Source organism: Streptomyces sp. AK08-02, from assembly GCF_033795085.1.
Taxonomy (GTDB): domain Bacteria; phylum Actinomycetota; class Actinomycetes; order Streptomycetales; family Streptomycetaceae; genus Streptomyces; species Streptomyces echiniscabiei.
In genome coordinates this window covers 444,427-467,453 of record NZ_JARAZV010000004.1, presented here as the reverse complement: position 1 = coordinate 467,453, position 23,027 = coordinate 444,427, and the positions used below count along the sequence as shown (strand labels likewise).

The 23,027-nt window shown below is 71.6% G+C and carries 18 protein-coding genes; 9 read left to right on the top strand and 9 right to left on the bottom strand.

Features of this window, described 5'->3' with window-relative positions; genetic code table 11:
* Positions 1 to 307: 307 nt before the first annotated feature.
* From PV734_RS10635 to PV734_RS10615, 5 genes are all read left to right on the top strand, one after another.
* The gene (locus tag PV734_RS10635) at positions 308 to 1,216 is read left to right on the top strand and encodes an N-acetylglucosamine kinase (RefSeq protein WP_319090766.1); all 909 of its coding nucleotides are present in this window, start codon (positions 308 to 310) and stop codon (positions 1,214 to 1,216) included.
* A gap of 216 nt (positions 1,217 to 1,432) precedes the next feature.
* The gene (locus PV734_RS10630) at positions 1,433 to 3,370 is read left to right on the top strand and encodes a phosphatase PAP2 family protein (RefSeq protein WP_319090767.1); all 1,938 of its coding nucleotides are present in this window, start codon (positions 1,433 to 1,435) and stop codon (positions 3,368 to 3,370) included.
* 98 nt (positions 3,371 to 3,468) lie between these two features.
* Positions 3,469 to 5,235, top strand: a complete 1,767-nt coding sequence (locus tag PV734_RS10625; protein WP_319289327.1) for a phospholipid carrier-dependent glycosyltransferase — start codon at positions 3,469 to 3,471, stop codon at positions 5,233 to 5,235.
* 47 nt (positions 5,236 to 5,282) lie between these two features.
* A complete protein-coding gene (locus PV734_RS10620; protein ID WP_319090769.1) occupies positions 5,283 to 6,206 on the top strand; it encodes a MurR/RpiR family transcriptional regulator in 924 nt (307 codons plus the stop codon).
* A gap of 304 nt (positions 6,207 to 6,510) precedes the next feature.
* Positions 6,511 to 6,900 (top strand): hypothetical protein, encoded by a 390-nt coding sequence (locus PV734_RS10615; RefSeq protein ID WP_319090770.1) that lies wholly within the window; start codon positions 6,511 to 6,513, stop codon positions 6,898 to 6,900.
* 70 nt (positions 6,901 to 6,970) lie between these two features.
* Here PV734_RS10615 and PV734_RS10610 read toward each other — a convergent pair whose 3' ends face one another.
* On the bottom strand, positions 6,971 to 7,696 hold the full coding sequence (locus tag PV734_RS10610) for a peptidoglycan-binding domain-containing protein (protein ID WP_319090771.1): 726 nt from the start codon (positions 7,694 to 7,696) through the stop codon (positions 6,971 to 6,973).
* A gap of 148 nt (positions 7,697 to 7,844) precedes the next feature.
* Positions 7,845 to 8,888, bottom strand: coding sequence for a LuxR C-terminal-related transcriptional regulator (locus PV734_RS10605; RefSeq protein ID WP_319090772.1), 1,044 nt, complete (start codon positions 8,886 to 8,888; stop codon positions 7,845 to 7,847).
* A 321-nt stretch (positions 8,889 to 9,209) separates the two neighbouring features.
* Here PV734_RS10605 and PV734_RS10600 point away from each other — a divergent pair, with 321 nt between their 5' ends.
* The 4 genes from PV734_RS10600 (at position 9,210) to PV734_RS10585 (ending at position 14,777) form a co-directional block, all read left to right on the top strand.
* Positions 9,210 to 10,244 (top strand): sugar ABC transporter substrate-binding protein, encoded by a 1,035-nt coding sequence (locus tag PV734_RS10600; RefSeq protein WP_319090773.1) that lies wholly within the window; start codon positions 9,210 to 9,212, stop codon positions 10,242 to 10,244.
* A 9-nt stretch (positions 10,245 to 10,253) separates the two neighbouring features.
* The gene (locus PV734_RS10595) at positions 10,254 to 11,996 is read left to right on the top strand and encodes a sugar ABC transporter ATP-binding protein (protein ID WP_319289326.1); all 1,743 of its coding nucleotides are present in this window, start codon (positions 10,254 to 10,256) and stop codon (positions 11,994 to 11,996) included.
* Positions 11,993 to 12,982, top strand: coding sequence for an ABC transporter permease (locus tag PV734_RS10590; protein ID WP_319090775.1), 990 nt, complete (start codon positions 11,993 to 11,995; stop codon positions 12,980 to 12,982). Before PV734_RS10595 ends, PV734_RS10590 begins: the two co-directional genes overlap by 4 nt.
* Positions 12,983 to 13,076: 94 nt before the next feature.
* The gene (locus PV734_RS10585; RefSeq protein ID WP_319289325.1) at positions 13,077 to 14,777 is read left to right on the top strand and encodes an amidohydrolase; all 1,701 of its coding nucleotides are present in this window, start codon (positions 13,077 to 13,079) and stop codon (positions 14,775 to 14,777) included.
* A gap of 423 nt (positions 14,778 to 15,200) precedes the next feature.
* On the opposite strand, the gene PV734_RS10580 is transcribed toward PV734_RS10585, so the two are convergent.
* From PV734_RS10580 to PV734_RS10550, 7 genes are all read right to left on the bottom strand, one after another.
* Entirely contained in the window at positions 15,201 to 15,920 is a 720-nt protein-coding gene (locus tag PV734_RS10580) for a gamma-glutamyl-gamma-aminobutyrate hydrolase family protein (protein ID WP_319090777.1), read from the bottom strand.
* Entirely contained in the window at positions 15,917 to 17,407 is a 1,491-nt protein-coding gene (locus tag PV734_RS10575) for an aldehyde dehydrogenase (RefSeq protein WP_319090778.1), read from the bottom strand. The genes PV734_RS10580 and PV734_RS10575 overlap by 4 nt, the downstream gene beginning before the upstream one ends.
* A gap of 106 nt (positions 17,408 to 17,513) precedes the next feature.
* Complete coding sequence (locus PV734_RS10570; protein WP_319090779.1) at positions 17,514 to 18,974, bottom strand: APC family permease; 1,461 nt, start codon at positions 18,972 to 18,974, stop codon at positions 17,514 to 17,516.
* Positions 18,975 to 19,122: 148 nt separating this feature from the next.
* Positions 19,123 to 19,731: a TetR/AcrR family transcriptional regulator gene (locus PV734_RS10565; RefSeq protein WP_319090780.1), complete on the bottom strand. Its 609-nt coding sequence runs from the start codon at positions 19,729 to 19,731 to the stop codon at positions 19,123 to 19,125.
* A gap of 26 nt (positions 19,732 to 19,757) precedes the next feature.
* Positions 19,758 to 20,603 (bottom strand): fumarylacetoacetate hydrolase family protein, encoded by an 846-nt coding sequence (locus tag PV734_RS10560; RefSeq protein ID WP_319090781.1) that lies wholly within the window; start codon positions 20,601 to 20,603, stop codon positions 19,758 to 19,760.
* Between the two features lies 1 nt (position 20,604).
* A complete protein-coding gene (locus PV734_RS10555) occupies positions 20,605 to 21,525 on the bottom strand; it encodes a 3,4-dihydroxyphenylacetate 2,3-dioxygenase (protein WP_319090782.1) in 921 nt (306 codons plus the stop codon).
* Positions 21,518 to 23,014, bottom strand: coding sequence for an aldehyde dehydrogenase (locus tag PV734_RS10550; RefSeq protein WP_319289324.1), 1,497 nt, complete (start codon positions 23,012 to 23,014; stop codon positions 21,518 to 21,520). Before PV734_RS10550 ends, PV734_RS10555 begins: the two co-directional genes overlap by 8 nt.
* Positions 23,015 to 23,027 lie beyond the last annotated feature (13 nt).

Below are 23,027 nucleotides of genomic sequence, written 5' to 3'. Positions count from 1 at the left end.
CGATAGCTCGATGTCGTGGGATGCGGCGACGGGATTCCTTGGTATCGCGGTTTCCCGCCTCGTTCCGGCCCCTCGGGCCACCGTCTCGGTCGAGTGCGCGATACCTCTTGACACGCACTGTACTTCGTTAGTTAACTTCCTAACGAATGTCACGGTACTCGCCTGCCGTGTCCGCCCAGAGGCCCGTCCCGGGGCTTCACTAGTTCTTCCCCAGCTCCTCGAAACAGCTTCCGTACAGCAGGTTTTCCCTGCTCCCGGCACGGTTCGCCCACCGTCGCAGCCACCGCGCAACGACGAAAGAGGATCCGTGCAGGACTCTCCCTACCCACACCCGCTCGTCGTGGGCATCGACGTGGGCGGCACCAAGACGCACCTGCGCGCATACGCCGGGGACGATCTGATCGCCGATCACATCCGCCCCAGCGAGGGCTGGCGTCCGCACGACCCCGTGGCCGCCGCCGACTGGCTGGCCGCGCTGGTCACCGGCGCACTGCCCGCGGGCGCGCGCCCGTCCGCCGTCGCCATGGGCGGACACGCCTGCGAGACGCCCCGGCAGTGCGCCCAGATCCGCGCCGCCCTTCGTCCTCACCTCGACGCGCCCGCGTCGGTCGTCGGCGACGCCGAACTGCTCGTTCCCGCCGCCGGTCTGGACCGGGGCGCCGGCCTGGTCGCCGGCACCGGTTCCGTCGCGGTGGGCCGCCGGGAGGACGGCACCCTCGTCCAGGTCGGCGGCTGGGGCGCACTCCTCGGCGACGAGGGCGGATCCGCCGGTCTCGTCCGTGAGGCCGTCCGCACGGTGTGGGCGGCACACGACCGCGGCGAGGAACCCGACGAACTCGCCAAGGGCCTCCTCGCCGCCTTCGGGGTGCCCGATGTGCCCGCGCTCGGCGGTGCACTGGAGGCCGCCGCCTCTCCCTCCGCCGACTGGGGCCGGCACGCGCCGGTCGTGTTCGCCGCCGCCGAGGCGGGCTCGTCACTCGCCGGCACGGTGGTCGCCGAGGGCGGCAGGTCACTCGCCGCGCTCGTCGCCCGGCTCGCCGCGCGCGGTGTCCCGGTCGACGACGTCGTGGTCGCGGGAGGTACTGTGCTCGCTCAACCAGCCCTGCACGACGCGCTGTTGGCGTCACTTTCCCAACTCGTCCCCGGCGCCCGGCTACAGCCGTTGAGGGTGCCGCCGGTCGAAGGGGCCGTGGAGCTGGCTCGTTCACTCGTATGACAGTTCGCGGCCGTCTCGCGGTCGCCGAACCATGGGCATCGGTACACGCCCTGGCCGTAGATCTTCGCTCGTAAGACCCACCCCGTGCGCTTCCTCCTCCGGAAACACACAACACGCAGGTCTCGTAAACCCCATGTACCCCGTACGTACCTGGGACACCGCCGTCCGCATGTCGTCACCCGGCCGCAGGGCCGAAGAACTCAAGAGAGGCATCGCATGCCGTCAGCAGCCGGGCAGCACGCCACCCCGTCGGCCCGTGGCCGTGAACTCGCCGTCGACAGACGCGGGTTCCTCCGTACCTCCCTCGGCGCGTCGGCGGGCTTGCTCGCCGCGCCGACCGCCGTCAGCTGGCTGGCCGCGGCCGACGCGAAGGCCGCCACCGCGCCTCTCGCGTTCGTCGACGACTACAGCACGAACATCGTCGCCAACTCGACGGCCGACACCAACGCGGTGATCCGCGTGCTCGGCGGCTTCGCCAAGGTCTGGAAGACCGGCGCCACCTGGAACACGGGCACGCCGCTGCAGCCCGAGATACTGCGCGCCAACGTGCGCTACAGCATCCGCCTCACCCACGCGCGCACGGAGGAGCAGGCGAGGGAGGCGTTCGTCTACGACCGCCAGCACCAGAGCTACGCCATCATCGGCGGGCTCGGCCCGCTGGCCGACCTGTACCGCTCGGGTGCCAAGGCGGTCACCTCGATCACCTCCGCTCCGCACGGCATTCCGGCCGCCAAGATCAACGACGCCGTCCCCGCCGACGCCCCCGCGGGATCCGCGCTGGGCGCCGGTTCGTACGACTCGGACCTCGGCCAGGTGGCCAAGCTGGTCGACACCGTCCGCGGCGACTTCACCTCCAGCAACCCCGCCAAGTTCAGCTTCCAGTACCCGCGCCCGTGGCGGATGAACGAGAACAGCGAGGTCGTCGAAACCGGAACGACCGACGCCCTCGGGTTCCCGGTCTACGACTCCGACGTCGTCGTCGTGACGCAGCTGCTGCGGCAGCGCAGCGACGTCCCGGCCGAGGACGGCGGCTTCCCCAGCGGCCACACCAACGCCTTCCACCTGGCGGCCCTGGCGTACGCGTACGCGGTCCCGGAGCGCTTCCAGGAGATCGTGACCCGTGCCTACGAGCTGAGCCACACCCGGATCATGTCCGGCATGCACTCCACCGTCGACGTCATCGGCGGCCGGATCATGGCCACCGCGCTGGCCGCCGCCGTGCTGTACAAGCCGGAGAACACCGCGCTCAAGGCCGCCGCCCGCAAGCAGGCCGCAGAGTACTTCCAGGCCAAGACGGGCACGACGGCCGACACCCTGTTCGCCTACGCGCACTCCGACGCCCACGACAAGTACGCCGACCGGGCCGCGAACCTCGCCCTGGTCACGCCCAAGCTGACGTACGTCCTTCCCCGGCAGGGCCGCTCGACGCCGCTGACCGTCCCGAAGGGCGCCGAGGTGCTGCTGGAGACGCGGCTCCCCTACCTGAGCGCGGACCAGCGCCGGGCGGTGCTGCGTACGACCGCGGTGCCCTCCGGTTACGTCCTGCTCGACGGCTTCGAACAGTGGGGGCGGCTCAACCTGGTCGCCGCGGCGGACGGATACGGCTCCTTCGAGTCCGACGTGACGGTCAGGCTCGACACGGCGGCGCACGGCTTCGGTGCGGCCGACTCCTGGCGCAACGACATCGACGGCCGGGGCGGGCTGACCAAGACGGGTACCGGCACGCTCACGCTGACCGGGCAGAACAGCTACACGGGCGGGACGGACCTCAAGGCCGGCGTGCTGGTCTCGGCCTCGTCCCACGCGCTGGGCCACGGCGATGTCCGGGTGCTGGGCGGGACGCTGCGGGTGACCGAGCCGGTGCAGCTGCACGGCACGTTCTCCCAGCGGTCGGGAACGCTGGCGGTCACGCTGCGCAAGGACCGTCACAAGGAGGTCGTGACGGTGAGCGGGCGCGCGATCCTGGAGAAGGGCAGCGTCCTGTCGCTGACCCTCGACGCCAAGAACCCGCCCGCCGTGGGCAGCGTCGTCCCCGTCATCGGAGCCACGGCTCTGCGGGGCCACTTCGACCGGGTCGTGGTGAACTCGGACAAGATTCGCGCCGTACCCGTCTACACGGCAAAGGGTCTGTCGGTACGACTTCTGAAGCGGTAACGCACGCCGCGGGGCGGGAGCCGATGCGAGAGTAGGGCCATGGCCCGGCTCCGGATCACTCCCGCCACCGCGCGGTCGTCGTCGCCGCGGGGCGGACGATGACGCGCGATCGGCACACGGTTCTCGACCCCAGGACTCCCCCCGACGCGGGGAGCCCGCCCAGCTCCGAGGCTCCGGAGGAGACACTCCCCGGGGCCGCTGCCACCGCGCCGGCGGCCCCGACCGGACGGGAGCGGTTCCTCGCCCGGCTCAGACGGCACCGGCGCCTGCTGGTCCCGCTCGCCGTCGCCGTCCTGCTCCTCCAGATGGCCGTGGCGATGGTCACCACGGCGGTGGAACAGACGCCCACCATCGACGAGCCCGTGTACGTCGGCACGGCGGCCGTCTACCTCCATGAGCACAGCCTGCGCCTCAACCCCGAGCACCCGCCGCTGGGCAAACTGCTCATCGCCGCCGGGGTCGCCGCCGCCCACCCGCACTTCGACCGGGACTACGTCGGCGACCAGGGGCACGTGGGCCGTCATCTGCTCTACGAGTCCGGCAACGACCCCTGGCGGCTGATGCTGTGGGCGCGGCTGCCGGTGATCGCGCTGACGCTGCTCCTCGGGCTGGTGGTGTTCACCTTCGGCCGTGAACTCGCCGGTGCGGTGGGCGGGTTGGTGGCGCTCACCCTGTACACGTTCTCGCCGGACGTCGTCGCGCACGGCTCACTGGCCACCCTCGACGTACCGGCGGCCGGGTTCGTCCTGACGTCGGTGTGGCTGTTGTGGCGAGCCCGACGACGGCCCCGCCTGTGTCTCCCGCTCGCCGGAGCGGCCCTCGGGGCGGCCGTGGCCACGAAGATGAACACCCTCGCCGCCGTCCCCGTGCTGCTTCCGCTGGCCGGCCTGTCGGTGTGGCACGCCCGGCGCGCAGCGGTCCCGGGCGCGCCGCCGAGGCAGCTCGTGCGGGCCGGCGCGGGCGCGGCCCTGGTGGCCCTGGTCGCGGTGGCCGTCGTATGGGCGTCGTATCTCGCCGTCGATCCCCATCTGCACTGGGCGCCGGTCTCCGGCGAGGTCCCGGCCGTGCACGGGCTGCGGGGGCGACTGACCGGTCTGCTGCCCCTCCCCCAGGCCTACCGCGACGGGACGCGCATGCAGTTCGGTCTGGAGAACGCGCACTGGGAGGGCTTCCTCTTCGGGCGGCACTACGAGGGCTCCCTCTGGTACTACCTGCCGGCCGCACTGCTGGTGAAGACACCGCTCGGCATGCTGGCACTGTGGGCGGCGGGTACGACAGCGTTTTTGACGATTCGTCAACTACGGCCCGTCGCGCCCTACCTGCTGCTTCCCACCGCCGTGCTGCTGGCCGCGGCCATGGACGGGCAGCGGGACTTCGGGGTGCGGTACGCCATCTTCGTGCCGATGTTCGGGGCGGTGGCGGCGGTCGGTGTGCTCGCGCTGCGGCGGCGGTGGGTGCCGGTCGCGACGGCGGGGCTGCTGGCGTTCGTGGCGATCAGTTCGCTGCGTACGTTCCCGTTCTATCTGCCGTACTCCAACGAGGCGTTCGGGGGCACGGCGAAGACGCACGAGCGGCTGCACGACTCCAACGTCGACTGGGGCCAGGACCTGGGGCGGCTCGCGGACCGGCTGCGGGACCGGTACACGGGTCAGCGGGTCTGGCTGGTCTACAAGGGCAGCGGGGTGCCCGCCTTCTACGGGATCCACGCGTCCGATCCGCGCGGCCGGCCCGAACGGAAGGTGCGCGGGCTGCTGGTGGTGTCGGACTCGTCGGTCGCCAAGGCGCGGGGGCCACTGGCGCGGCTGATCCACAGCAGCCACGAGGTCGACGAGGTCGGCCACTCGATCACGATCTTCCACCGGTGAACGGTGAGCTATGTTGAGTCGCTGTGGGAGACGAACGAGGCACATCGGTGCCATCGCCGCAGCAGGCACGCGCCCAGGCGTCCGCGATCACCTCGGGGAAGACGGCCCCCGAGGCGGAAGCGGCCCCGACCTCCCGGCTGCGGGACCTGTTCGACGGGCCCCGGCTCTCCCCCGGACAGCGGCGCATCGCGCAGTACCTGATCGAGCACATCACCGAGGCCGCGTTCCTGTCGATCACGGATCTGGCGGACCGCGTGGGAGTGAGCCAGCCCTCCGTGACCCGGTTCGCGGCGGCCGTCGGCTTCAGCGGCTACCCCGCACTGCGCGAGAGGCTCCAGGCCATCGCGCTCAGCACCCTCGCGAGCGCGCCGGGCACCACGGAGGAGAACCGGAGCAACGAACTCCAGGCCGCCGTGGACGCCGAGATCGCGAACCTGGAGAACCTGCGGCGGGACTTCGCCGACCCCGACCGCGTGATCGAGGCCGGCCGGCACCTGTCCCGCTCGACTCCGCTCACCGTGCTCGGCCTGCGCATCTCCGGATCACTGGCGGAGTACTTCGCCTACGCCGCCCGCCGTATCCACCCCGACGTCCGGCTGGTGACCCGGGGCGGCAGTGTCGCCTACGACGCGCTCCTGCAGTCGCGGGGGGCCGGGGGCACCTGGGTACTGGCCTTCTCCATGCCCCGGCACGCACAGGAGACGCTCACCGCGGTGCAGGTCGCGCGGCGGGCCGGGCTGCGGGTGGCCCTGATCACCGACCTGGCCCTCGGCCCGCTGGCCGACGAGGCCGACATCGCCTTCGCCACCGGCACGGGATCCCGGCTGGTGTTCGACTCGTACGCCGGGCCCGCGGTGCTCTCGGCCGCACTGCTCCAGGCCATGACGGACGCCGATCCGGAGCGGACCCAGGGGCGCCTGGAGGAGTACGAACAGAGCGCCGACCAGCACCACTTCTTCCTCCGGGACTGAATCGGCCGCCTGTGCCCTCGTCCGGGCGTATGGGTGTTCATCCCGTTTTGTGCATGAATTTTTTCATACTTCTTGCAAACCAGACGGCATATATAAATACTGCTGACGGATCGCGTCCCGGTGGGACTCCGGGACACGTTCCAAGCCCCGCACACCCGCTGCCGCCGTCTCCTACCCGCGTCGGCGCCGTGGGTGTCCGGACGGGTGCCGCCTGCGCGAACGCCCGTTGTGGCCCCGGCCATCCCCTAGGCCGGGGCCGCTGAATCCCGTCGCACCACCCTGTCGACGCCGCACTCCCGGAGCGATGAGCATGCCCATGACGTCCACGATGACCACGCGCACCAGTCCGGACTGGCCCTGTCAGGTCAAGATCCCCGGCAGCTACGACTGGGAGCGCTCGGCGGTCAAGTGGCTGCGCGAGCTGGTGCCGACGCGCTACGCGGGCTACCCCACGCTGATCCGCCACCCCGTACTGCTGGCCCGCCACGCGCACATCCAGGTCCAGCACGAGATCCGGGTCGCCCGCACCGCCCTCCAGACGGCCCGCGCCGACCTGCCCGGTCTCGGGCTGAGCGAGTCGGTCATCGAACACACGATCAAGATGTACGCCGCCGAGGTGCTCCAGCTCCAGCACATCGCCCGCAGCATCCGCGCGGTCACCCAGGCCCTCGTCGACACCCACACCGCCCGCTGAGCCCCCACGCCGGGTCGGCAGTCCGTCGGGGCAGCGGTTCGTCTCGGCCCGGTCCGCCGGCAGGGGCGGTTCAGGAACCCGTACGTGACTCCAGGTCCTTGCGGGTGTCGTCGCCGTAGACGCCCGTCTCGTCGCCGCGGATGCCGTACCAGAGCTGGAAGCGGGCCACGGCCTCGGTGAGGGCGGTGTCGTAACTGCCGCTGGTGGCACCGTGGGTGTAGACGTCCGGGATGCGCAGCAGGCGCTCCTGGAGGTCGGTCACCTCGGGACCGCTGTCCCCCTCGCGCAGAGTGCCGTCACCGTCCGGGTCCACCGCGGCGGGCGCCGAAGGGACGGGAGCCGACGACGTGACGGGCGGGGTGACCGAAGGCGCCGGCCGGACCTCGTCGCCCTCGGCGCTGCCCGGGAGCAGCAGGGCCGAACCGAAGCCGACCAGAGCCGCCGCGCCGACGGCGACCGCGATGGCGGCCCTGCGCAGGTTCGGCCCGAACCCGAAGCCGCTGCCGACCCGCTCCCTCCGCTCCGTCCGACCGGACTGCCCCCTCCGTCCACGCTGTTGTCGCCGTTCGGCGCGTCCGCGGTGGGCGACCGGGGGCAACTGCTCCGTCGCCTCCTCCACGTCGGGCGCGGGCCGGGGCAGCGGGACGGCCTCGTAGCCCTCCGGCATTCCGGCCATCGCCTCCTCGTGCTCTCGCATGAGCTGCGCCAGCGCCTCGGTACGGCGGCGGCGCACCACGCGCGTCGGCTCCAGGGGCCGGCGGCCTTCCGGCCGGCCCGGTGCGGGCGGTGTCGACACTCTGCACCCCTTCCCTGCGTACGGACTCCACACGGGCCGCGTACGGCGATGCCGTCGGCTCCGTGAAGTGATACGCGGTCAGAAGCCGCCGGGTTCAGCGCGACAGGGCGAGGTTGGGGGAAGAACGGACGCCCGTCGCCGTCCCGGCTCAGGCGCCGCGCTCGACGAAGTGGTCCAGGTGGTCCGGAGCGGGACGCAGCAGGCCGTCGCGGACCGCGAGGGCGGTGGCCTCGGCGCGGGAGGCGGCTCCGGTCTTGCGGAGCAGATGCTCGATGTGGCTGTGCACGGTCCGTGGGGACAGGAACAGCGCCTGCGCGATGGCCTGGTTGGTCTGCCCGATGGCGGCACGCGTGAGCACTTCCAGCTCGCGCGGGCTGAGCCCGTACGGCAGTTCGGTCGGTGTCTCGTGGACCAGTACCGCGTCCGCCGAGCCGGTCGGGCCCGTGGCCGAGGTGTGCCGGTGCGTGGTGTGCCGGTACAGGGAGACGCGGTACCAGGTGCCGTCGAGCGGCCACAGCAGCCGCAGCCGTCGGCCGCGCGTCCGGGCGAAGGCGCGCAGCAGGGGACGGAACTCCTCGTCCGCCGCCACCCGGGCACGCTCCCGGCCCGGCAGGCCGACGCTCCCGCCCTCGGCGACGAGGGTCGCCGCGCCCTCCGCCGGCAGTCCGTGCAGGTCGCCGGTGTGCGCCGTCGGGTCGGCGAGCGCGCCGAGCGCGGGGATGACGGAGGCGAGGAGGTGACGGGCCTCGGTGTCGTAGGCGTCCGCGTCGCGCGTGGAGAGGGTGATGAGGCCGACGAGACGTCCGTCGTGCCGGAGCGCTCCGGTCATGGCGTCGCGCACGCCTGCCGGGCGGACCCGGTCGGCGTAGAACCAGCCGTGGCGGAAGCGCTGCCCGGGGTCGTCGGCGTCCTCGGAGATGGAAGGCGGCACGTCCTGGCGGACGACGTTGCGGTACCAGGGGGTGTCGACGAACTCGGCGGCCAGCGCCTGCGATGTCTCGGCGGTGTAGCCGATGCCGGCGAGCTGGATGTGCTCGCCGGTCAGCGGGTCGATGGTCAGCAGGGTCGCCATGTCGAGGGGCAGGGCGCGGCGGAGTTCGTCAAGGGCCTGGTCGCACGCCGCCACGGTGTCGCGCTCGCGCGTGAGCATGCCGATGCGGGTGGCCGCCGCGATCTGGTGATGGCTGAGCATGCGCGCCTCCGGGAGCTGCCCGGGAGTCATCAAGCAGCAAAGTTGTTTGGCCCCTAACGTTAGAGTCGCACCCCGTGCCGGACAAGGCGTTCGCCCGGACGTGACCGGATCGGTTCCGGCGCGACAGCGGGATGGATCACGGCCGCGGCGGGGTGCGGGTGGGGCCGGGACAGGGTCGGTATTTCTACGGATGGTGCGGCGGGGCGCCTGGGGCTTTTCTGTTCCGCACGGCCGGTCCCCCCGACCGGCGGCGTCCCGAACCACTTGCCACACCCCTCGCAGCCCGTCCCCGACGGGCACGTCCTCTGGGAGAGCACCGCCATGACCTCATCCCCGTTCGCCGGCTCCGCGGCCTCGCGCAGACAGTTCCTCGCCTGGTCCGGCGCGGCCCTCGCCCTCGCCGCCGCCGGCTGTTCCGCCCCCGGCGGCAGCGCGGCGTCATCGGGGCAGAAGGCCGCCGGAGGCAAGGCGTCCGACGAGCCCCTGACAAAGATCGGCCTGGACTATCCGTTCACCCAACTCCCGCTCTACGCAACGCTGGTGAAGCTTTCCACCGCCGCCGCGAAGAAGCACGGAGTCTCCCTGCTGACGACGAGCGACGGCAGCAGCGCCGACACCCAGGCGACCAACCTCACCACCTGGGTCGCCCGCAGGACGCCCGCGATCGTGTCGTTCCCGATGGTGTTCGAGGCCGCCGAGCCGATGGCCGAGGCCGCGCTGGACGCGGGCCTGATCTGGGTGACGTACGGCGGCACGCTGGAGCACCAGAGCGCCGACATCCGGTTCAGCTTCCGGGAGGGAGGCACGCTGCTCGGCGAGGCGGCGGCCAAGTGGGCGCTGGAGAACCTCGGCGGCAAGGGCAAGATCGCCTTCCTCACCGACAGCACGATCGAACTGGGCCGCGAACGCACCAAGGGCATGATCGACGCCTTCACCAAACTGGCGCCCGGCGTCGACGTGGTCTCCCAGGAGCAGGCCATCGACCCGGACACGGGCCTGAGCAGGACGAAGGCCATCCTGGCCAAGCACCCCGACCTCAACCTGGTCCTCGGGGTGACCGACGCGGCGGCGTACGGCGGCTACAAGGCGCTGGAACAGACGGGGCGGGCGAAGGACGACGCGAAGACGTTCGTCGGCGGGCAGGACGGAGCGGCGCCCTCGCTCCTCGCGATCAAGCAGGGCACGTTCTACCGCGCCTCCGCCGCCCTCGCCCCGCAGGACATCGCGAACGCCGTCGTCGACGTCCCCCTCGCGGTCGCCGCGGGCAAGGCCAACCCCGGTGTGGAGGTACCGATCGCGCTCGTCGGCCCGCGGGACACGGCGAAGATCGACGCCCTGCTCGCCCAGAACGGCTAGGGGACCGTCATGACCGAGCCGAGTCTCCGGATCCGCGGACTGACCAAGTCCTTCGGCGGGGTCCGAGCCCTGGACGGCGTGGACCTGACCGTGCCGATGGGACAGGTCCACGCCTTGCTCGGCCACAACGGCGCCGGCAAGTCCACCCTCATCAAGTGCCTCGGCGGCGCCTACCCACCCGACGCGGGCACGATCGAGGTCGGCGGACGGGCGTACGAGCGGCTGAGCCCGCGTGAGTCGATCACCGCGGGTGTGGCGATCATCTTCCAGACGCTGAGCGTGGTCGACGCGCTCACCGTCTCCGAGAACATCTTTCTCGGCCAGGAGTGGACACGGTACGGCCGGATCGACCGCCGGGCCCAGGACAAGGTCGCCGCCGGTCTCCTGGAACGTGTGGCGGCGACCTGCTCACCACGCGACCGGGTCGGTGAACTCCCCATGGGTCAGCGCCAGTTGGTGGAGATCGCCAAAGCGCTCAGTCGTAGCGCTTCGGTCCTGGTCCTCGACGAGCCGACCGCCGCCCTGTCCGCCGCCGAGAGCCACGCCCTGGCCGAACGGGTCGAGGACCTGCGCGTCCAGGGACTGGCCATCGTCTACGTCACCCATCTGCTGGCGGAGGTCGAACGGCTCGCGGACGCGGTCACCGTCCTGCGGGACGGCCGGGTCACCCATCAGTCGGTGGGCGCCGGACAGCGCCGCCGGGAGCTGGTCGCCGCCATTGCCGGAAAACCGGCGGATCCCACCGTCGAGGACCGGCCGACGGACGCAGACGCACATGCCGCCGCCATCGACACCACACCCCGCGCCACGACCTCCCCCGCCGCTCCAGTGGCGCGGGGTGTGGGCTCCCCCGGCGGAGGTCTGGAACTGGAGGGCCTGCGCGGCCCCGGCTTCGGACCCGTCACCCTCACCGTGGGCAGCGGTGAACGTGTCGGGCTGTACGGGCTCATCGGTTCCGGTCGTACGCGCGTCCTGGAGACCCTCTATGGCAGGCGCCGCGCGTCCGGCGGCACCGTGCGGGTCGGCGACCGTACCGTCAGGGCCACCCGGCCCGGCGACGCGCTGGCCGCCGGCATCGCCCTCGTACCGGCGGACCGGCGCAGACAGGGGCTGTTCCCGGCACTGAGCGCCCGGGACAACACGCTGCTTCCGGCGGTCCGCCCCCTTGCCCGGTACGGCGTACGAGCACTCGGCGCCGAGCGGCGGCTGTTCGACGCGGTGGCCGGGGCGGTGGGGCTGCGCCCGGTGCGGCCCCGGTTGCCCGCGGCCTCGTTCTCCGGCGGCAACCAGCAGAAGCTCGTCCTCGGCCGCTGGATCAACGATTCCCGCGACGTCCGCGTACTGCTCCTCGACGAACCGACCCAGGGCGTCGACGTGGGGGCCCGGCAGGAGATCTACCAGGTCGTGCGCTCACTCGCCGCCGACCGGGGCACGGCGGTGCTGTTCGCGTCCAGTGACCCGGAGGAGATCGTCGCGCTCGCCGACCGCTGCCTCGTCGTCGCCGGAGGCCGGGTCGTCGGTGAACTGTCCGGAGCCGAACTCACCGAAGAGGCCCTGCTGTCGGCGGTGCACGACGCCTCCGCCGACCTCAGCGGTTCCAGCGCTCCCGCCGCTCCCGTCGCTTCCATCGCTCTAGCCACTTCCGTCTCTCGCATCCCTCCCGCCTCTCCCGTCGACCACTCGGACGGCCCGCACAACTCGGATGCCACGCCCGCGAACCAGCGGTCCGGCCCCGCCGAAGGAGCAGTATGACCACCGCCGACTCCGTCCTCGTGCGCCCGCGCGCCCTCGCCACAGGCGGTCTCGGCGCCGTGCGACGGCATCCCCTGATCCTGGTACTGGCCGTGATGGTGCTGGTGTTCCAGGTGTCCACGGGGACCTTCCTCGACCCGGCCAATCTGCGCGGGATCGCCACCGACGCGGCCACCCTCGCCATCGTCGCCGTGCCGCTCGCGCTGCTGGTGATCAGCGGGTATCTCGATCTGTCCGTCGGCTCGACGCTCGCCCTGGGCGGACTGGTCGCCGGCCGGCTCGCCGGCCAGGGGCAGTCTCCGGTGGTCGCCGTGCTGGGCGGACTGGCCGCCGGGGCCGCGGTCGGTGCCGTGAACGGCGTGCTGTGCTGCTACTTCGGGCTGTCGGCTTTCATCGTGACGCTGGGCATGCTGACCGCCGTACGCGGGCTGGCGCAGCAGCTCTTCCCGTTGCCGCTCAGCGGGTTCGGCGCCGGGTTCGCATGGCTCGGCGGGTCGAGGATCGCCGGAATCGCGGCACCGGTCGTCATCGCGGCGGCCGTGCTGGTCGCGGGCGCCCTGTTCCTGGCGCTCACACCGGCCGGGCGGCACGTCTTCGCGATCGGCGTCAACCGGGAGGCCGCCTATCTGTCCGGCATCAGCATCCGGCGTACGCCTTTCGCGCTCTTCGTCGTGACCGGGGTGGCCGCCGCGCTCGCCGGGGCCATCAAGGCGTCCGTCCTGGACAGCGCGGTCGGCGGGACCTCGGGAGCGGGGTTCGAGCTGACGGTGCTGACCGCCGTACTGCTGGGCGGGGTAGCGCTGAGCGGTGGTTCGGGGTCGGTCCTCGGAGTGCTGCTCGGCGTGCTGTTCCTCGGCAGCCTGCAGAACGGGCTGACACTGCTCGACGTGCCCACCTTCTGGCAGCAGATGGCGCAGGGGACCGCTCTCGTGGCGGGCGCCGCGCTCGCCCACTTCGCGCCCCGGTCGGAGCGGTCGGCCCGGTGAACCCTTCTGCCGACCTGTCGGTTGTGAACTCGGTCAACACCAGTCGTGCCGCCAACTCGATCAACACCGTGAACTCCATGGAAGAGGTTTCCGCGTGAGCGACAGCTCTCCTACCCTGATCCTGACCGGCGGTCAGGTCCTCACCGTCGACGGCGACTTCACCGTGGCGGAAGGCGTCGCCGTGCGCGGCCGGGACATCGTCGCCGTCGGGACCGACGCCGAGGTGCGCGCCCTCGCCGGCCCGGACACCCGCGTCGTCGAACTGGACGGACGTACGGTTCTGCCCGGCATCAACGACTCGCATCTGCACGGGGCCGCCTACGGAATGACGAAGCCGCCCTTCGCCGTCGACGTCGGCCATCCGGCCGTCGGATCGATCGCCGACATCGCCGAGGTCGTGCGGCGGGCGGTACGGGAGACGCCGCCCGGTGCGTGGGTGGTCGGGCTGGGCTGGGACCCCGGGTATCTGGCGGAGTGCCTCGCCGACCCACGGCGGTTGCCGCGTCGCGAGGACCTGGACGCGGTCGCGCCGGACCACCCGGTCTGTCTGACCGACTTCTCCTCGCACATGGCGTGGCTCAACACCGCGGCGCTGCGAGCGTGCGGGATCGACGCGGACAGTACGGCGCCGGGCGGCGGTGTCATCGACCTCGGCACGGACGGGCAGCCCACCGGCATCCTGCGCGAGGCCGCCCAGGCACTCGTGCAGGCCGGCCTCCCCTCCCCCACCGTCGCCGAGCGGCGCCGGGCCATCAAGGGGGTCGTCCGCGAGCTGCACTCGCGCGGCATCACCAGTTACACCGAGCCCGGTCTCGGGCCGGGCGGTGCCGGGACCTTCTTCGGCGGGCTGAGCACCGACAACTGGACGGCGTACGCCGAACTCGCCGCGGAAGGCGAGCTGGAAGCCCGGATCAGCGTGCTGCTGCTGCCGGCACCCATGGGCGGCTCGGCCGACGACGTACGCAAGGGGCTCGCCGAACTGCGCCGGCCGGCGTCGGCCGACCCCCGGCTTCTGAACGCCATCGGCGTCAAGATCTTCGCCGACGGGGTGCCGCCGAACCGTACGGCCTGGATGAACGACCCCTACCCCGAGGGCGGTCACGGCGCGCTGTGTGTGCACGGGGCCACGCCCGCGCTGCAGGTGGACGAGTTGCGGGAGATGATCCGGGTCGCGCACGAAGCCGGTTTCCAACTCGGCGTGCATGTCACGGGCGACCGGGCGATCGACACGGTCGTCGACGCGTTTCTCGACGCCGAGACCGCCGCGCCACGCGCCGACGCCCGGCACTACGTCATCCACGGCGACTTCATCGGCCCCGACAGCCTCGCGAAACTGGCGGCGCACGGATACGGGGTCAACATGAACCCCGCCATCAAGTGGACCATCTCCGACCTGATGGACGAGGTCGTGGGACCCGTACGGTCGGCGTACCAGTGGCCGGTGCGGTCGGCGATCGAGGCCGGGGTGCGGGTGTGCGCGAGTTCCGACGCACCGATCACCAGGCCGGACTGGCGTCAGGGGGTGGCCGCGATGCTGTTGCGCGAGTCGAAGGCCAGCGGCCGGCCCAGCGGCCCCGAGCAGTGCGTGACACTCGCCGAGGCGCTGCGTGCCTACACGGCCACCCCGGCCTGGCAGGACTTCGCGGACGACTGGAAGGGCACCATCGAGCCGGGCTCGGTCGCGGACCTGTGCGTCCTGGACCGCCCCCTGCTCGGTCTCGACCCGCACGACATCACCGAGGTCGAGGTGGACCTCACGGTGTTCGACGGGCGGGTGGTCTTCGAGCGGGGCTGAACCGCTCCGCCGGGCGGGGTGGTACGCGGGTGGGAGCCCTTCGGCTCCCACCCGGTGGGGGCTGTCTCGCCGTTTCCCGCGCCCTCTGCAAAGGCGGACGTCGAGGCGCTGGTGGGTGCTCCGCGCCAAAGCAGGCCGGCGGACGGTCGTCCGATCCATCGCTCAGCCGCTCGCGCTTCGGTGGTCAGAACGCTCCCGGTGTACCAGCCCGACCCGGCAGAGGGAACGCGACCACTGGTCAGGAGCCTGATCGACCGGCCGCAGGCGACAGATCGGTGGAGGGCGTCCTGTCGGCTCCGCGCCCGCGCGGAAGGCACCCATTCCCGAGGCACACGGCGCTGCGGCCCGCGCGGAGCCCACTTCCCGGGGCTCGCCGGGAAGTGGGCTCCGGCTCCAGGGCGGCTCACCGGTGCCGCCGTCGGCTCAGCCGGCCCCGGCCGCCCGTACCAGCGCGTCGAACAGGGCCTGTTGGGTCGGGTTCTCGTGTGCGGTGTCCTCGGGGTGCCACTGCACGGCCGTGAACCAGGCCCGGCTGTCGGGGAGTTCGAGTGCCTCGATCGTGCCGTCGGCCGCTGTCGCACTGGCTTGGAGGCCGGTGCCCGGGCGGTCGACGTGCTGATGGTGATAACAGGACACCTCCGCCTTCTCGGCGCCGGACACCTCTGCCAGCAGCGAACCCTGACGGATCGTCACGGGGTGCACGAGGTGCCGGTGTTCGCGCTCGGGTCCGCCCATGTCCTGGTGCAGGGTGCCGCCCAGTGCGACGTTGACGACCTGCAGGCCGCGGCAGATCGCGAGCAGCGGGACGCCCGACTCCAGGGCGCCGCACGCGATTTGGAGGTCGAAGGTGTCCTGCAGGTCGTCGACGTCGTACACCGTGTCGTGGGTGTCGGCGGCGCCGTAGCGGTGCGGGGCGAGGTCGCCGCCGCCGGGGAGCAGGACGCCGTCGAAGCGGGCGAGACGGGCGGCGGCCTCGGGGGCGGTGCCGGGCGCGGGATGGATCGTCGCCGGTTCGCCGCCCGCCCGCCAGACGGCCTCGACCAGGGCGCGGGCGTTGACCTCGGCGGCGTACCGCAGCGCGGAGGTGGTGGCGGAGAAGCGGGCCGGGATCGCGATGAGCGGTCTGGCCGCGCTACGGGTCACAGCTGGATCCAGGTGGTTTTGAGCTCGGTGTACTTCTCCAGGGCGTGAGCGGACTTGTCGCGGCCGTTGCCCGACTGCTTCATGCCGCCGAACGGAACGGTCAGGTCGCCCTCCTCGTAGCAGTTGACCCAGACCGTGCCTGCCTTCAGCGCCCGTGAGACCTGGTGGGCAGTGGTCAGGTCCGAGGTCCACAGGCCGGCGGCGAGGCCGTACTCGGTGTCGTTGGCCAGCCGTATCGCCTGGTCCACGTCGTCGAAGGTGAGGACGGACAGGACCGGGCCGAAGATCTCCTCGCGGGCGAGGCGGCTCCCGGCGCCCACCTGGTCGAACACGGTCGGCTCCACGTAGGTGCCGCCGGTGCTCTCCAGGACGCGGGCGCCGCCGGTACGCAGCCGGGCGCCCTCCCGCGTACCCGTGCCGATGTGGTCGAGTACGCGGCCCAGGTGGGCCTCCCCGACCAGCGCGCCCATCTCCGTGGCGGGGTCGAGGGGGTCCCCGACCCGCAGTTCACGGGCCCGGCGGACGATCGCCTCGGTGACCTGCTCGGCGACGGAGGAGTGGACCAGGAGTCGCGAGGGCGCGGTGCACATCTCACCCTGGTTGAAGAAGATGCCCCAGGCCGCGGTGGCCGCGGCCTTCTCCAGGTCGGGGGCGTCGGGGAGGATGATGTTGGGCGACTTGCCGCCCAGCTCCAGCCAGACGCGCTTGAGGTTGGAGTCGGCGGCGTAACGCAGGAAGTGGCGCCCCACAGCCGTGGAGCCGGTGAACGCCAGTACGTCGACGTCCGGGTGGAGCCCGAGCGCCCGCCCGGCCCCCGGACCGTCCCCGGCGACGACGTTGAGGACACCTGGGGGCAACCCGGCCTCGGTGGCGAGCCGGCCGAGTCGCAACGCGGACAGCGGGGAGTTCTCCGACGGCTTGAGGACGACGGTGCAGCCGGCGGCGAGCGCCGGGGCGACCTTCCAGCCGGCCAGCGTGAGGGGGAAGTTCCAGGGGACGACCGCTCCGACGACACCGGCCGGTTCGCGGGTGACGAGGGCGAGCGCGTCGGGGGCGGTGTGCGGGGACTCGTCGGTGAGTTTGTCCGCCAACTGCCCGTACCAGCGGAAGGTGTTGATGGCGGCGCGCAGTTCGATGTCGTGCGCGTCCGTGATCGGCTTGCCCATCTCCAGGGTCACCGTCAGGGCGAGCGACTCGCGCTGTTCTTCGAGGAGTTCGGCTAGCCGCAGCAGGACCCGGCCCCGTTCGGCGGGCGCCAGGCGCGGCCAGGGGCCGGTGTCGAAGGCCCGCCGCGCTGCGGCCACGGCGGCGTCCACCTCCGCGGGCCCGCCGTCGGCGACCTCGGCCAGTGTCCGGCCGTCGCGTGGGGAGACGACGGCGAAGGTGGCGCCGCCACCGGGTTCGTCGCGGCCGTCGATGTGGTGTGCGCCGTACACCGCCGGCGCCTTGGCTCGGCGGAGCCACTCGTCGTGGGTGACAGGCGACATGCGGGCCTCCGAAACGGATGGATGTGCGGGAAGGAAGGGGGCGGGGGACGCGCCCACCCGCCTCCGGAGCCGGGTATGCCGCTCCGGAGGCGGATGGGCGGCCGGGTCAGGCGTCGGCGGCCGGTACGCGCGGGCGGGTCAGCCGGGCGGCGACGAGACCGAGGGCCATGACGGCGGGGACGGTCAGCTCCAGCCACAGGGCGGTGTCGCTGTCGCCGCCGATGAGGGTGGTGAAGTTGTCGAGGATCAGCCAGACGGCCGCCGCGACGGCGACCGTGGCCAGTGCCGGGGCGATCAGCGTGTTCCACAGGCGCGTGTCGAGACGCTCCCGGCGGAAGAAGACGACCACGGACACCGAGGTCAGCAGGTACAGGAGCATCATCCCGAGCACGGCGACCCCGCTGAACCAGGAGAAGAGCGTCAGCACGGGGTCCTTGCCGGCCAGGGCGAAGGGCACGACGAGGGCCACCGCGACGGCGGTCTGTACGCAGCCGGCCACCCACGGCGAACGGCGGTTGTTGAGTGTGCAGAGGCTGCCGGGGAGCAGTCCGTCGCGGCCCAGCGAGAACAGATAGCGGTTGGCCGAGTTGTGGAAGGTGAGGAGACCGGCGAAGAGCGAGGTGGCCAGCAGGATCGGCAGGACGTCGTTGACCCAGTCGCCGAAAAGGGTGGCGATCGGGGCGAAGACGAACACGGTCGAGTCACCGCTCTCCAGCGCCTTGCCCGCCGCCGCCACGGCTGTCGAGGCGCCGTGTGCGGAGACCAGCATCCAGGAGGTCAGGGCGAAGAAGCTGACGACCACGACGATCGCGAGGTAGGTGGCCCGCGGGACGGTCTTCTTCGGTTCGCGCGCCTCCTCGCCGTAGATCGCGGTGGCCTCGAAGCCGAACATCGACGCCAGGGCGAACATCACGGCCACGCCCGGCGCGCCCTGCGTCACGGCTCCCACCGAGAAGGTCTCCGAGATCCCGAGGCCTTCGGGACCGCCGCCCTTGAAGAGGGTGACCAGGCTGAAGGCCAGCAGGATGCTGAACTCCGCCAGGACGAACACCGCCAGCAGTCTGGCGCCCATGTCGATGCCGGTGGCGCCCAGCAGTTGCACGAGGGCCATCGTGGCCAGCGACCACACCCACCACGGCAGGTCGAGACCCAGATGGGCGCTGACGAGGCCGTTGACGATGACGCCGTACAGCCCGTACATGGCGGCCTGGATGGCGCAGTACGCGAAGAGCGCGACGCCCGCGCTGCCGGCGCCGGCGGTCCGCCCGAGGCCCTTGCCGATGTACGTGTAGAAGGCGCCCGCGTCGACGACGTGCCGGCCCATGGTGACGAAGCCGACGGCGAAGAGCAGGGTCACCACGCCGACCAGTACGTAGGCACCGGCGGTGCCGGGACCGTTGCCGATCGCGACGGAGATGGGGACCGACCCGGCGATGCCGGTGAGCGGCGCCTGGGCGGACAGGACGAGGAAGAGGATGCCCAGCACGCCGAGGGCGTTGGGCTTGAGCTTGCCTGCGGTGGATGCGTCCCGCGCGGTCTGCTCTGGGGAGACCGTCTGACTGTCCACTCGGATCACCTGCCAGGGGAAGAGGGGTAATCGTTTCAGGCCAAACGAGTTGCCTCATGGTGGGGTGGAACTATCCGTTTGGCAAGGGGTTTGGCGTGGCGGATCCGGCCCGGACGGGATTTCTTACCCGGCCGTCATCAGCGACCGCTCAGACCTCGCGGTCCCGGTGGGCGGCCAGCAGCCGCAGGACGCCCCGCAGCTCTTCGAGGGCGTCCTCGATGATCTCGCGCTCGCCGAACACGAGCTGGTGCAGGACCAGGCCCTCCAGCGTGGCGAAGACCATCCGGGAGAGGCCCTCGCCGACCGGGCCGGGCAGCATCTGGGCCAGCTCGCGCCGGGTGGCCTCGAAGTACTCGTCGTTGTACAGGGCCCGCAGGTGGGTGAGCAGCTCGGGCCTGCGGCGGGACTCCAGGAGCAGTTCGTACTGGAACGCCTGCAGCTCGGGGCCGCTCTCCACCATCTCCGTCAGCCCGGCCGAGAAGTCGTCCGCGCTGCCCGTACCGGGTTCGAGGTCGCTGCTGGTCAGGGAGGAGCGGATGGCGTGGGTGAGGGCCTCCTCGATCAGCGCGTCGCGCGAGCCGAAGTGGTGCACGACGAGCCCGTGGGTGACACCGGCCTCCTCGGCCACCGCCCGGTACGTGAGCTTGCGGAGCCCGCCGCGGGCCACCACGCGTACGGCGGCGTTCAGCAGGGCCTCGCGGCCGGCTCCGTAGGTCACGCGCTTGCGGGGGCGGCGCGGGGCGGCGGGCTCGGTCATGCCCGTGACCCTACCCGTGACCATGGTCAACGCCGTGGCGCCCGGATGCCGCGGAACTCCCAGTCACCGCCGAGCGCGGTGGACAGCACCTCCTCGGACTCGGTGGGCTGCGCGCCGACGTCGGTCCGGATCGGGGTGGGCCCGGTGACGATGTGGTTCGTCAGCCGTCCGAGCCCCTCGACCTCGACCTCTACGACGTCACCGGGCTGGACGGGCCGGGAGTTGGCGGGCGTACCGGAGAGCAGCACATCGCCGGGGTGGAGGGTGATGGTGCGGGCGATGTCGGCGACGAGGTAGTGCATGTCCCACTCCATCTCGTCCGTCGAACCGTCCTGTACGACCTCGCCGTTGACATACGTGCGCAGGTACTTGCCGTGAAAGTCCCAGTCGGTGACCAGCCCGGGGCCGAGCGGGCAGAGCGTGTCGGAGCCCTTCACGCGGAGCATCGAGCCGGCGTCGGTGTCACGGAAGTCGTGCAGGCCGTAGTCGTTGGCGACCGTGTATCCGGCGATGTACTCCCCCACCTCGGCCTGCGAGATGTTCCGCGCGGTCCGCCCGATGACGATGGCGACCTCGCCCTCGTAGTTGAGCCACCTGCAGCCCTCGGGGCGGACGACCGCGCCCTTGTGGGAGTTGAGGGAGGAGGTCGGCTTGTGGAAGTAGGTGGGGGTGGAGGTGAGTCGGATCTGGAACTCGTCCACCCGGCTGCGGTGGTTGAGGTGCACGGCGATGACCTTGGAGGGCACGACGGGAGGCAGGTGCCGCGCCTCCTCGATCTTGACCCGGCGGCCGTCCCCGGCCACGACTTCGTCACCCTCGACGAGGACCTGGACGGTGGCGCCGTCCAGCAGAATGCGACGGTATTCGGGCATGTCAGGGCTCCTGTACGGGGGTTCGGGGGGCGGTCCAGCCCTCTGCGGGTCGGTCGAACCAGAGGTGGACCTGGCCGGTGCCGACGGAGTTCTCGTACTCGCCGTACTGGCGGGCGGGTGCGGTGCAGGCCTGCTCGCCGAGGGCGCCGGCCAGCATCAGATAGTGGAAGAACTTCGCCTCGGGCTTGTACTTCCAGAACTCGGGCATCGTGTCGAGGACTCGGTCGTGACGGCCCTCCTTGAACCAGGCGATGCGCTCCTCGTCCGCGGCTCGGGCCTCCGGCGTGAAGATGTGGACCGGATCGCTGGCCTCGTGGTCGCGGATCTGGCGCAGCGGCCAGAAGGTGTGCGAGAGAGCACCGGAGGCGATGACGAGGACCCGGCGCCCCGGGGTGGCGGCGATACCGTCGGCGAGCGCTCGCCCGAGGCGCAGATGGTCCTCCATGTCACCGGTCTGGCAGACCCCGATGGTCACCCACCGCTTGTCGGGCAGGCCCTCGCCGAGGAACTTCCACAGGTTGATCGTGGCGTAGTACACCGGCAGGTGGTCGTCGTCGATCGGGGTGATCCACGTGCCGTGCTTGTCGGCGAACTGGGCGATGTTGTGAGCGAGTTCGGGGTCGCCGGGATAGTCGTACGGCATCCGGCACATCCCGCGCGGCAGCTCCTCGGAGGTGAACAGGCCTGCCCTGCGCTGCTGGGCTCCGACGACGAACTCGACGGTCGTGGCCCAGTGCGAGTCGAGGACGACGACGGTGTCGTAGTCGTTGGCGGCGTCACGCTCGAAGACGTCCTTCCTGAGCTGCTGCAGGCCGGTGACGAGGGTGATCTCCTTGCCCTCGTTCAGTTCGAGCCGGTCGGCCTCGGGCAGGACGATGGTGGGGACGTGGGCGAGCAGGCCCGCCCCGACGATCTCACCCATGGTTGTTCCATCCGTTCGGCGCGGTGACGGTGTTCTTGACGTCGCAGTAGAAGTCGAAGCTCCAGGTACCGCCCTCGCGGCCGACGCCGGAGAGCCGGGAGCCGCCGAAGGGCGCCTGGAGGTCGCGTACGAAGAAGCAGTTGACCCAGATCGTGCCCGCGACGAGCCGTGCGGTGACGCGTTCGGCGCGTTCGGGGTCACCGGTGGCGAGCGTCGCGGCGAGACCGAACCGGGTGTCGTTGGCCAGCCGGACCGCTTCGTCCTCGTCGGCGAAGGTCTGGAGGGTCAGGACCGGCCCGAAGACCTCCTCCTGGACGATCTCCGAGTCCTGGGCGACCTCGGTGAGGAGGGTGGGCGCGTAGTACTGACCGTGCCCGTCCCCGTCCCCGTCTCCGTCCCTGCCCCCGTCCGTGCGGTGTCCGCCGATGACGGCCCGGGCCCCGTCGGCGAGGGCGCGCCGCACGAATCCGTCGATCTTCTCCAGCTGGCGGACGTGGATGTTGGGACCGAGGTCGGTGGCCTCGTCGCGCGGGTCGCCCTGCGTCAGCCGTGTCGCCTTGTCGACGAAACGTCGAGTGAACTCGTCGGCGATCGACTCCTCGACCAGGATGCGGGTCGCGGCCAGACAGACCTGTCCGGCGTTGTCGTACTGCTCCACGGCGAGGTCGACGGCCAGTTCCAGGTCGGCGTCGGCGAACACCAACAGCGGTGACTTGCCGCCGAGTTCGAGGCTGAGCGGGGTGAGGTTCGCGGCGGCGGACGCGGCGATGTGCCTGGCGGTCGGCACGGATCCGGTGAAGCTGATCCGGCGTACGTCCGGATGCGAGGTGAGCGCGTCGCCGATTTCGGAGCCGTAGCCCTGCACGACGTTGAGGACACCTGCGGGGAGCCCCGCCTCGGCGGCGATGTCGGCCAGCAGGGAGGCGGTGAGCGGGGACCACTCGGCCGGCTTGAGGACCACCGTGTTGCCGGCGGCGAGCGCCGGGGCGACCTTCCAGGTGGCCAGCATCAGGGGGGCGTTCCACGGGGTGATCAGAACGCTCGGGCCCGCCGGGTCCCACGAGACATGGTTGGTGTGACCACGGGTCTCGAAGTCCTCGTGGTCCAGTTTCAGCAACCAGTCCGCGAAGAAGCGGAAGTTGTGCGCGACCCGGGGCATCACCCCCCGGCGGTGCGAGCGGAGGAGGGCGCCGTTGTCGTTGGTCTCGACGATCGCCAGCTCTTCGATCCGCTTCTCCACCCCGTCGGCGACGGCGTGCAGGACGCGAGCCCGTTCGGTGCGCGAGGTCGCGGCCCAGCCAGGGAAGGCCGCCTTCGCTGCGGCCACGGCGGCGGCGGCCTCGGCGGGCCCGCCGCGAGCGATCTCACCGAGAGCACGACCGTCGATGGGCGAGGTGTCGGTGAAGGTGGCGACGGACGCGACGCGTTCACCACCGATCCAGTGCCGGGTGTCGACGGAAACTCCGGCGACAACAGTCTTTTCAAACATCAGAGCGGCTCCA

Bases quoted from the DNA above. Each gene is read 5' to 3' on its own strand.
- PV734_RS10565 (WP_319090780.1), bottom strand. From the start codon at position 19,731: ATGACCGAGCCCGCCGCCCCGCGCCGCCCCCGCAAGCGCGTGACCTAC.
- PV734_RS10560 (WP_319090781.1), bottom strand. From the start codon at position 20,603: ATGCCCGAATACCGTCGCATTCTGCTGGACGGCGCCACCGTCCAGGTC.
- PV734_RS10600 (WP_319090773.1), top strand. From the start codon at position 9,210: ATGACCTCATCCCCGTTCGCCGGCTCCGCGGCCTCGCGCAGACAGTTC.
- PV734_RS10555 (WP_319090782.1), bottom strand. From the start codon at position 21,525: ATGGGTGAGATCGTCGGGGCGGGCCTGCTCGCCCACGTCCCCACCATC.
- PV734_RS10575 (WP_319090778.1), bottom strand. From the start codon at position 17,407: ATGTCGCCTGTCACCCACGACGAGTGGCTCCGCCGAGCCAAGGCGCCG.
- PV734_RS10605 (WP_319090772.1), bottom strand. From the start codon at position 8,888: ATGCTCAGCCATCACCAGATCGCGGCGGCCACCCGCATCGGCATGCTC.
- PV734_RS10630 (WP_319090767.1), top strand. From the start codon at position 1,433: ATGCCGTCAGCAGCCGGGCAGCACGCCACCCCGTCGGCCCGTGGCCGT.
- PV734_RS10615 (WP_319090770.1), top strand. From the start codon at position 6,511: ATGAGCATGCCCATGACGTCCACGATGACCACGCGCACCAGTCCGGAC.
- PV734_RS10550 (WP_319289324.1), bottom strand. From the start codon at position 23,014: ATGTTTGAAAAGACTGTTGTCGCCGGAGTTTCCGTCGACACCCGGCAC.
- PV734_RS10590 (WP_319090775.1), top strand. From the start codon at position 11,993: ATGACCACCGCCGACTCCGTCCTCGTGCGCCCGCGCGCCCTCGCCACA.
- PV734_RS10625 (WP_319289327.1), top strand. From the start codon at position 3,469: ATGACGCGCGATCGGCACACGGTTCTCGACCCCAGGACTCCCCCCGAC.
- PV734_RS10595 (WP_319289326.1), top strand. From the start codon at position 10,254: ATGACCGAGCCGAGTCTCCGGATCCGCGGACTGACCAAGTCCTTCGGC.